Here is a 10458-nt window from a genome sequence, read left to right on the forward strand (position 1 = left end):
GGTGTTTGTTGATATACGTAATAGTTAAGCCAGTTTGAGAACAATAGATTCGCATGAGCCCGCCAAGTTGACAGCGGCTGGTTCGCTGGATTATCTCCCGGGAAATAATTTTTAGGTAAGTCTATGTGAAGGCCCTTTTCGTTATCGCGATCGTATTCAAACTTAAGTGAGGTCGGATCATACTCGGAGTGGCCTGTTACAAAAATTTGTTTGCCATCTTTTGTAGCTACAATATAAACGCCTGAATCAGAAGACTCTGACAAAATGTGAAGATCATCAATCTGTTCAATATCCTCACGACGGAACTCTGTATGTCTCGACTGCGGCACAAAGAACAATTCGTCAAAGCCTCTCAACAAATTGACATTACGCTTCTCAACTGTATGAGGAAATACTCCGAAAACTTTATTATCCAAGTTGTACTTCGGCACTCCGAAATGGTGATACAAACCAGCCTGTGCTGCCCAACATATATGGAATGTTGAAGTAACACGCCTAGTGCTCCATTCCATAATTTCCTTCAACTCTTCCCAGTACGTTACTTCCTCAAAAGGTAAATGTTCCACTGGCGCGCCTGTGATGATTAGTCCATCATAATATTGATCTGAAATATCATCGAACGTTTTGTAGAAGGACTCCAAATGATCTGTTGACGTATTTTTTGAAGTATGTGTTCTAGGGTGCAACAGGACAAACTCCACTTGCAGCGGCGTATTACCAATGAGCCTAAGCAGTTGTGTTTCTGTCGTTTCTTTTGTTGGCATTAAGTTTAAAATAGCTATACGCAAAGGTCTGATATCTTGATGGTAGGCAATACTCTCATCCATTACGAAAATGTTCTCATTGTTAAGTATTTCTTTAGCGGGTAAGTTGTCTGGTACTTTGATAGGCATTTCCATCACTCCCAAAAGTGTAGTTACCACAGCCTGCTTCAATAACACAAGCAAAACTAGGCGATATGACCGCTTTAACAACAAAAAGACCCTTTCTGCTGTGAGAAAAGGTCGTATGCTCAGTAAAGAAGCCATCCGCCTCTCTCATCTCCCAGAAACATAAATGTTTCCGCAAGAATTAGCACCGTGCATAGTTATGCCGGTTGCCGGGCTTCATCGGGCTAGTCCCTCCGCCTGCTCTTGATAAGAAAGTAAGTCTATTCAATTTTCAGCGATTCACTTACCATTAACTTTAATGCATTCTGTAATTAGAGTCAAGATCTAGAAAAGTTTTTACCCTCAATTTTTCGTAGACTGACTGCTTATTTGCAAGTTCAGCTGGCTTCTTATCACAAAACATAAATGACTTTGCATATGTTAGCGATATAGGTCGAAAATCATTGTATAAAAGCTTGAATGTAAAGCTAACACGGGAGTATACTAGACAAGAATTATTTTACCTATTTGACTAACAAAGGAGTGCAAACGGACATGGACGGAGATAGACCTAAGCCCGAAAATTACCGAATACGGTTACTGCCGGTTGAACGCGCGGCTGCAGCTCTATCCGTAACCTATGCCGTCTGCTCAGTTTCGAAGACTGAATAAGGCAATTGGTGCGGATTGCGCTCTGTGCCTACGCTTCAGTCGGCAGTCACCTCTAAAGAAGAGAAGGAGTGACTGATGATGAAAATTCGTCTTGTTAGTAACGGCGTTTTTACACCTATTGAAGATATTACACAAACGCTTATCCCGGCTTCAGAGGGATTTTATTGGATCGATGCAGACGTTGAAGATTTAGCTGTTTTGCAGCCCATGTTCAACATGCATGATCTTGCTGTAGAGGATTGTCTCAGCGAGGATGAGCAGCGTCCAAAAATCGAAATTTATGAAAGCCATTATTTTATAGTAATCAATAGCATACGTTTCGACGATGAAGAAATTTTCCTGCGCGCGCTTAATATCTTTCTTGGACGCCACTTTATTATAACGGTTACTAAACAAAAAATTAATGAGCTCCGCGCGTTAAAACCCGTTTTGTGGGAGCAAGAAGTTAACAGACCCGATTACTTTCTCTATCACCTTGTCGATATTGTCGTCGATAATTATTTCCTCGTTGGTGATCGCATCGATACTCGAATCGAGACGCTTGAAGAAGATATTCTTATGCATACCAAAAAATCACATTTGAACGAAATCATTGGCTTGCGCGGTGAGATTCTGTGGTTAAAAAAAGTGCTGGGGCCTCAGCGGGATGTTATCGCTACATTAAATAAGAAAGACTTAAAGTTAATCGATGACCAGCTGCAAAAGTATTTTAGTGATATTTATGAAAATGCATTAAAAATAGCCGAATCATTCGATACGTACCGCGACTTAATGGGCAACTTACGAGAAGCTTACCAATCAAGCGTGTCCAACCGGGCCAATGAAATTATGCGTGTGTTCACTGCTATTACAACAATCTTTATGCCATTGACATTTATTACAGGTATTTACGGCATGAATTTCGACTTCATACCTGGCTTGCATTTGCAAGCTGGATCGTACTTTTTACTTGGCTTCATGCTATTGCTAGGAATTAGCATGTTTATTATTTTCCGCAAGAAGGAATGGTTATAGAAGCCTGAAATACCTTTTCAACCTAAAGGCTGCAACTCAACAAGCCATTCATGCCTTGTTGAGCTGCAGCCTTTTTATGTATAAGCTCATTCCATGCCAATGGAATACATTTTAGCCCCTTATTTTGCTGTTTTGCTGTAAGGATTACTATCCTTTATAATGAATAAATAAGTCTTGAAACAGTCTGAACCTTGAAAGGGGGATTGACGTGAACATTAGCCAGCTTGAAACACTCCTCACCATCTCCAAAACGATGAGCTTTCGAAAAGCCGGAGAGCTGCTTAACTTAACTCAACCAGCCGTATCGGCGCAAATCAAAAGCTTGGAGGATGAGTTCAAGACGGTCCTTATTGATCGTAATCAGCCCGTCACCTTAACCGATCATGGACAAGTTTTTCTCGAGCACGCGGAGAAAATGTTGACCATCGTAGAAGAGTTGAAACAAAAGCTCTCTGATTTAAATTTAACACCGCAAGGTCATATTTTGCTTGGCACCACAGCATCAATCGCCATTCAGATTTTGCCGCGTGTTTTATCTTATTTTCAAAACCAATTTCCATTAATTAAAACGACCATACATTCTATGCCGTCATCTCTGGTTATGACAAGCGTTGAAAACGGTTCTGTCGACATCGGCATCACGTATCTAAATGAAAAAAGCCCTCATTTGAAATCCTCAGTGCTCTATTATGACACATTCGAGCTTGTTGTATCTCCTGCGCATCCAATGAGTCATTTAACACATACTACAGTTGATACACTGAAAGACATTCCTATGATCATGCTCTCCCCTGATACACTTGGCCGTAGGTTTGTTGATCGTATTTTTCGCAAATACAATCTTAACCCTAATATAATTATGGAAGTCTCAAGCAGCGAAGAAATAAAACGAATGGTAGAAATCAATCTCGGTGCTGCTGTTGTTTCGAAGCTGTCTATCGCGAACGAACTGCGCCTTGGCACATTAAAGATTATAAAAGTCCACGAGCTGGAAATTAGCCATCCTGTAGGCGTAGTTTATAAATCCAGTCGTTATTTAAATACAGCAATGCATCAATTTCTAAGTGATTTGAAGGGAATGCCTGAACATCAGTTTATAAGCAGTGAGTAAATGCTAATACTAACTACTAACTAAGAGATAGGAGAAGTGACAATGAAATTCGATTTACATACCCATCATTTCAGGTGTGGTCATGCCGATGGTAATATTGAAGACTACATCATCGCAGGGATAGACGTGGGACTTCAAGTTATAGGCATCTCTGATCATTCACCTTATTTCTATCATAAAGAGGATCAGCCTTCACCTGGGATAGCTATGGCTAAAAGTGATTTTTCCAGCTATGTAGATGAGGTGTTGCGATTAAAAGAGAAATATCAAGGTAAAATCGAAGTCCTGCTTGGAATGGAGTCTGACTACTATCCGGAATATGCGGATATCTATCGAGCAGCTTATAAGAACATCCCCTTCGACTATTTAATTGGATCGGTTCATCAAGTCAGCGGAGTTAGCATTTTCAATAGAAATCGCTGGAAAGGATTAAACGAAGCTCAGCAGATCGAGCAAAAAAACAATTATTACGATCTCATCCAGCAATCGGCGCGCAGCGGCATGTTTGATATTTTAGGACATATTGATGCGATGAAAGGCTACTACCCGGCATTTTCGGACATCCCTGCGAATTCTCAAATCGATCAGACACTTGAGGTCATAGCGGCATCCAACGTTTCCATTGAGATCAATACATCCGGCAGCACAAAGGATGTTGGGGGTTGGTATCCTTCTGATCAGATTTTAGAGCGTGCTCTGTACTATGGGGTTAACGTCACTTTCGGTTCTGATGCGCATTTGCCAAGCAGAGTCGGAGATGAATGGGAGCTCGTTGAGAAGCGCTTAAAGGAAATAGGGTTTACACAGTGGGTCTTTTACCGCCAGCGTCAGCAAATTATCGTACCTATATAAATGTACTTACGAAAAGATAAAAAAATGGACCTGCACGCTGCAGGTCCCAAGAGATATATTAAAAGGGGGTCTTGTTTATTATAATAGCCCATTAATGTAATGGGACGATCACAGAACTATTTCATTTGTGTAACAAATTTAAGGAGTTGGACATCATGTGGCTCATCACGGCAATCAGCAGCGCTATTTTGTTTGGACTAGCCGGATGGTGGATGAAAGTATCTCAAATGCGCGGGGGATCATCACGGTTGCTGCTGCTTGGTTTATATGCATCCGGATCGCTTGGCTTCGGGGTCCACGCTGCGCTTGAAGGAACTTTGCCAATGCTTGCAAATGCTGACGTATGGATTGCCGGCATTATTATTGGAGCAGGCTCCGCTTGGGGAAATGCGTTATTTATGAAAGCACTTCATTACGGACCCGCAAGCTTAACCTCCCCGCTCACCAATATGAACATTATTTTAGTTGTAGCAATCGCTACTTGGTGGTACAGAGAACCACTCTCCGCATCACAAGCTGTTGGTATCAGCCTACTGCTGCTCTCTGTCGTATTTATAGCCCACAAACGCAAAGAACCGCTCACCATAACTGAGAAACGTTGGTTTGTTCTTGTAGGAACTGCTATCCTCATGTTTGCTTTACGCAATGGTGGCTTGAAGGTAACTGACGAGCTTGGACTTCCAAGCGCCCCTATTCTGTTTATTGCCTATGCACTTTCGCTATGCTGGTTCCTCCTACCTGTTCAAGGATCTGATTCTAAAGCCTCTAGGCGCACCGGACTGTGGTACGGTCTTATAGCAGGCATATTCTCTTATGGCGGATTACAGCTGTATGCGACAGCACTGTCTACCGGACAGGCAAACTTGGCCGCTCCTATTTTCGCCACAAATAGCTTGGTCGTTGCGGCTGGTGCTATTGCCATTTATAAAGAAAAACTTACAACCGTGCAATGGGTGGCTTTTGCTTGTTTGATAATCGGTTTAGTAATCATCCGTTTATAATTTGGGTCTTCGCACAGATCAATCATCAATTTAGATCATAACTGCACTAACTTTATTAAAGTAAATATAATTATTTACATTATCGATGAAATGAACTTACTTTTAGTTCGTTCATATGCTACAATAGTAATACAAAAAGCGGGGTGATACGGTTGGATTATTCGACAATGTGCCCAAAATACGAAGCCGCGGCCGACATATTAGGAAAAAAATGGACTGGCAGAATTATAAGGGTTTTACTGGGCGGACCAAAGCGATTCAAAGAAATTAAAGAACAAATTCCTGAAATGAGCGATAAAATGCTCACTGATCGAATGAAAGAATTAGAAGCGCTAACCATTATTAAACGTCAAGTTTATCCGGAGATGCCCGTACGAATAGAGTACGAGCTTACTTGTAGAGGTCATGAGCTCCAACCTGTTATTGAATCGATTCAAAAATGGGGAGAACAATGGATGTAAGGATTTAAGCCAGAAAACCGCCTAGGCGGTTTTTTTGTGTTTACAGCTGTCTTCTCAGCAACTTCGCAATTGACAATGATTTTACGATCCGTTACTATTGATAATAATAATCAATATCAAAAATAGTAGTAAAAGAACCCCCAATTAATTGAGGGCTCCTATCCTTCATTCCATAGGCTTGCCTTATTAAGCATTAAGCCATTTCTTAAATAAGTGTTTCGTTGTATCTTTGTTCATAGCAGCGATTGATGTTGTTAAAGGAATACCTTTCGGGCATGAGCGAACACAGTTTTGCGAGTTTCCGCAGCCTTCGATACCGCCATCGGACATTAGTTCATCCAGACGCTCCTCTTTGTTCATTTCCCCTGTCGGATGCGCATTAAACAAACGAACCTGGGAAATAGCTGCTGGACCGATAAAGCTGTTGCGATCATTGACGTTCGGGCATGCTTCCAAGCATACTCCGCAAGTCATACATTTGGAAAGCTCGTAAGCCCATTGACGCTTCGACTCGGCCATACGAGGTCCAGGACCAAGATCGTATGTGCCGTCGATTGGAATCCATGCTTTTACTTTTTTCAAAGCACCGAACATCCGCTCACGATTGATAACAAGATCACGGACAACTGGGAATGTACGCATTGGCTCAAGACGTACCGGCTGTTCCAGCTTATCAATCAACGCGCTGCATGCTTGACGCGGCTTGCCGTTAATAACCATAGAGCATGCACCGCACACTTCTTCCAAGCAGTTTGAATCCCAGCATACTGGTGCAGTACCTTTACCGTCCGCCGTCTTCGGATTACGCTGAATTTCCATCAGCCCGCTTATAACATTCATATTCGCGCGGTATGGAATTTCAAATTCTTCCGTATAAGGCTGAGATTCTGGAGAGTCCTGCCGGGTAATAATAAATTTAACCGTTTTTGAAGCGACAGTCGTTGTTGCCATCGTTATTCTCCTTTCTTCTTATCCGTAGAGTAATCACGTTTACGAGGTGTAATCAGACTAACATCGATGTCCTCATATGAAATCTCAGGTCCTTCTTTTGTCCATTTAGCAATTGTCGATTTCATGAAATGATCATCGTCACGTTCAGCGAAATCTGGTTTGTAATGGGCTCCGCGGCTTTCGTTACGCAGCAACGCGCCTAGTGTCATCGCTTCGGAAAGCTCAAGCATGTTCCATAATTGACGTGTAAATGCTACACCAGCATTGTTCCATTGCGCTGTATCATTAATATTGATTTTCGCATAACGCTGCTTAAGCTCCTTGATCTTAACGATCGTTGCTTCCAGCTTGTTGTTAAAACGAACAACTGTCATATTGTTTGTCATAATTTCGCCAAGCTCTTTATGAATTACATATGCATTCTCGTTGCCGTTCATCGCTAAAATGCTATTATATTTATCCGTTTGACGTTTATTTTCACGATCGAACACGGATGAAGGAAGATCCTCAGCCGACTTCTTCAGACCTTTAATATATTCTACAGCTTTCGGACCAGCAACCATACCACCGTAGATAGCTGATAGCAAGGAGTTAGCGCCTAGACGATTTGCTCCATGGTACTGATACTCACACTCACCAGCGGCGAATAGACCTGGAACATTTGTCATTTGATTATAATCAACCCACATGCCGCCCATTGAATAGTGAACCGCTGGGAAAATTTTCATCGGAATTTTACGTGGATCGTCGCCCATGAACTTCTCATAAATTTCAATGATACCGCCAAGCTTAACGTCAAGCTCCTTCGGATCCTTATGTGACAAGTCAAGGTAAACCATGTTTTCTTGATTAATGCCAAGCTTTTGGTCCACGCATACGCTGAAGATCTCACGCGTTGCGATATCACGAGGCACAAGGTTTCCGTACGCCGGATATTTTTCCTCAAGGAAGTACCAAGGCTTTCCATCTTTATAAGTCCAAATACGACCGCCTTCACCGCGTGCTGATTCGGACATCAAGCGAAGCTTGTCATCGCCCGGAATGGCTGTTGGGTGAATTTGAATGAACTCGCCGTTCGCATAGTTAACACCTTGCTGATAAACCGCGCTAGCAGCTGTACCTGTGTTAATAACAGAGTTCGTTGTTTTACCGAAAATAATACCAGGACCACCTGATGCCAAGATTACCGCATCTGCACGAACGGTGTGTACTTCCATCGAACGCAAATCTTGCGCCGAAACACCGCGGCATACGCCGTCATCATCAAGTACAGCGCCAAGGAATTCCCAGTGCTCGAACTTGTTAACTAGACCCGCTGCTTCCCAGCGGCGTACTTGCTCGTCAAGCGCATACAGCAGCTGCTGGCCAGTAGTTGCCCCTGCGAATGCTGTACGGGAATGCTTCGTACCGCCAAAGCGACGGAAGTCAAGCAAGCCCTCAGAAGTACGGCTGAACATAACGCCCATACGGTCCATCAGGTGAATAATGCCAGGTGCAGCATCGCACATTGCTTTTACCGGAGGCTGGTTCGCTAGAAAGTCTCCACCATATACCGTATCATCGAAATGCTCCCACGGGGAATCGCCTTCCCCTTTTGTATTAACTGCCCCATTAATTCCGCCCTGAGCACATACGGAATGGGAACGTTTAACTGGCACTAGAGAAAACAGATCAACATGCACGCCTGCTTCCGCTGCTTTAATGGTTGCCATCAAGCCAGCTAGTCCGCCGCCAATGATAATAATTTTATTTTTAGACATAACGTTTCGCTCTCCTTGTCTTCATACTATCCGATATTCGTCCATGCCGATGCAGCATTTGCAGCTTCCTTAAATTCATCGCCGCTAAACGCGACAAGTGAAAGAATAAACAGCGCAGATACGACAACAAAAACACCCATACAAATATAGGAAGAAATACGCTGCGCTTTAGGGCCGACTGTAATGCCCCAGCTAACTAGGAATGACCATAGGCCGTTGCTGAAATGGAATACTGCAGCAAGAACACCAATTACATAAAGCGTGAAATAGACAGGGCTGCTTGCGATTAAATTCATCGTCGAGCCTAGCTCCTCATGCGTAATATTGCCCAGGTAAACTTGCATACGAGTCTGATACACATGCCAGAATACGAATATGAAGGTAATTACCCCCGTAATCCGTTGTGCTGTAAATGCCCAGTTTCTCCCGTACTTAAAGCGCCCCGTATTGCTGTTTGATTGGTAAGCGACGTATAAGCCGTAAATACCATGGAACAATAGCGGGAGGTAAATCCCGAAAATCTCTAGCAATGGCAAAATTGGCATACTGTTAATCAAAGTTACGCCCTTGCTAAAGCCTTCAGGTCCGCGCTCAAATGCCTGATAGTTAGTCAGCCCGTGCACAAGGATAAAACCACCAAGTGGAATAATCCCGAGAAGCGAGTGGAGTTTGCGCGCGAAATACGAATTTTGTTTCATTTCATTCCTTCTCCTTTCAAGACTGTGAATGCAATAATCTTAATCTAAACAAATCATTCTACATTGTAACCCCAGCATGTACCATCGTCAACAAATATCGACACACTTTTGCCACACTTCCCATCGTACTCTATTTCAGCTTATAATGGAATTGCTTATTTTTTATAATTTCTTATAACAAATAAACATAAGGGGTTTTTTTCTATGAATGAAGAAATGCATGTATTTACTGTGATTGTCGAGCAATCCAGTATGAATAAAGCATCTGCACTGCTTAATATATCGCAGCCGGCGTTATCCCGAAAAATAGCTAAGCTTGAGCAGGAAATTGGTGTAGAGCTGTTTCGCCGCATTGGCAAAAGGCTTGAGCTTACTCGCATCGGCCAACTAACGTACGAATATGCAATTGAGCTGCGTCAGCTTCATCGCAAATATTTGCAAACCGTTTCCGAATTTACGGTTACCGGTCGAACCTCACTCACCATTGGCGCAAGCTTAACAACACTGCAAACAACTCTGCCTGATCTCATACAAACGTTAACAGCAACGCATCCTGAAATCGATATCAAAGCGATAACGGGTAAAACACATGAAATCGTATCGCTTGTCCGTGATCATAAAGTCGATATCGGTATCGTCGCGTCAAGTATCGAAGACTCGACGGTACGATGCATTCCGCTATTTGAGGATCATTTGTCGCTCGTACTGCCGCGTAATCAAATGATTACAGATAAAGGAGCACTCGGTATACAGGACTTAACCGGGATGCCGATGATTTTGTTCTCCAAAGGAACTTGGTATCGTATTTTAACCGATGAGTTGTTCGATAAATATCATCTTCAACCGGATGTGCGTATGGAAATCGATTCATTCGAAGCGATTTTACGACTTCTGCACACTTGCAGAGCGGCGACATTACTACCTCAATCTTACATGCGACTTCAGCTGTTAGAGGATAATGACCTCATTGTATTGCCTATTCGAGAGCTTCAGGATACAAAACGTACGACGTCGCTCATTCACGCTGATTCTGCCGCGCTCAGCCAATCTGTGAGGCTGTGGATTAATG

General features: G+C 42.8%; 10 protein-coding genes and 1 riboswitch. Of the genes, 6 read left to right on the top strand and 4 right to left on the bottom strand.

Annotated elements, in window-relative coordinates:
- The coding region (gene metA, locus AC1DWN_RS19040; protein ID WP_477560479.1) for a homoserine O-acetyltransferase MetA at window positions 1–893 on the bottom strand (893 nt) is incomplete at its 3' end.
- A gap of 141 nt (window positions 894–1034) precedes the next feature.
- Window positions 1035–1143, bottom strand: a riboswitch (SAM riboswitch).
- 476 nt (window positions 1144–1619) lie between these two features.
- On the opposite strand from metA, the gene corA reads away from it, so the two are divergent.
- From corA to AC1DWN_RS19065, 5 genes are all read left to right on the top strand, one after another.
- Window positions 1620–2555, top strand: coding sequence for a magnesium/cobalt transporter CorA (gene corA, locus AC1DWN_RS19045; RefSeq protein WP_477560488.1), 936 nt, complete (start codon window positions 1620–1622; stop codon window positions 2553–2555).
- A 208-nt stretch (window positions 2556–2763) separates the two neighbouring features.
- Complete coding sequence (locus AC1DWN_RS19050) at window positions 2764–3666, top strand: LysR family transcriptional regulator (RefSeq protein ID WP_477560480.1); 903 nt, start codon at window positions 2764–2766, stop codon at window positions 3664–3666.
- A gap of 42 nt (window positions 3667–3708) precedes the next feature.
- Complete coding sequence (locus AC1DWN_RS19055) at window positions 3709–4518, top strand: histidinol-phosphatase (protein WP_477560481.1); 810 nt, start codon at window positions 3709–3711, stop codon at window positions 4516–4518.
- 155 nt (window positions 4519–4673) lie between these two features.
- Complete coding sequence (locus AC1DWN_RS19060; RefSeq protein ID WP_477560482.1) at window positions 4674–5519, top strand: EamA family transporter; 846 nt, start codon at window positions 4674–4676, stop codon at window positions 5517–5519.
- 152 nt (window positions 5520–5671) lie between these two features.
- Window positions 5672–5980 carry a winged helix-turn-helix transcriptional regulator gene (locus AC1DWN_RS19065; RefSeq protein WP_477560483.1) on the top strand — a complete coding sequence of 103 codons (309 nt, stop codon included), beginning with the start codon at window positions 5672–5674 and terminating at the stop codon, window positions 5978–5980.
- Between the two features lie 186 nt (window positions 5981–6166).
- On the opposite strand, the gene sdhB is transcribed toward AC1DWN_RS19065, so the two are convergent.
- The 3 genes from sdhB to AC1DWN_RS19080 are packed head-to-tail and all read right to left on the bottom strand — an operon-like array spanning window position 6167 to window position 9389.
- Window positions 6167–6931 carry a succinate dehydrogenase iron-sulfur subunit gene (sdhB, locus tag AC1DWN_RS19070; protein ID WP_477560484.1) on the bottom strand — a complete coding sequence of 255 codons (765 nt, stop codon included), beginning with the start codon at window positions 6929–6931 and terminating at the stop codon, window positions 6167–6169.
- 2 nt (window positions 6932–6933) lie between these two features.
- On the bottom strand, window positions 6934–8691 hold the full coding sequence (gene sdhA / locus AC1DWN_RS19075) for a succinate dehydrogenase flavoprotein subunit (protein WP_477560485.1): 1758 nt from the start codon (window positions 8689–8691) through the stop codon (window positions 6934–6936).
- A gap of 26 nt (window positions 8692–8717) precedes the next feature.
- The gene (locus tag AC1DWN_RS19080) at window positions 8718–9389 is read right to left on the bottom strand and encodes a succinate dehydrogenase cytochrome b558 subunit (protein WP_477560486.1); all 672 of its coding nucleotides are present in this window, start codon (window positions 9387–9389) and stop codon (window positions 8718–8720) included.
- 204 nt (window positions 9390–9593) lie between these two features.
- Between AC1DWN_RS19080 and AC1DWN_RS19085 the strand changes: the two genes are divergently transcribed.
- Window positions 9594–10458: LysR family transcriptional regulator (locus AC1DWN_RS19085; RefSeq protein WP_477560487.1), on the top strand; the 865-nt coding region annotated here is incomplete at its 3' end.

The sequence above is a fragment of the Paenibacillus sp. P4_A7 genome, assembly GCF_056402455.1.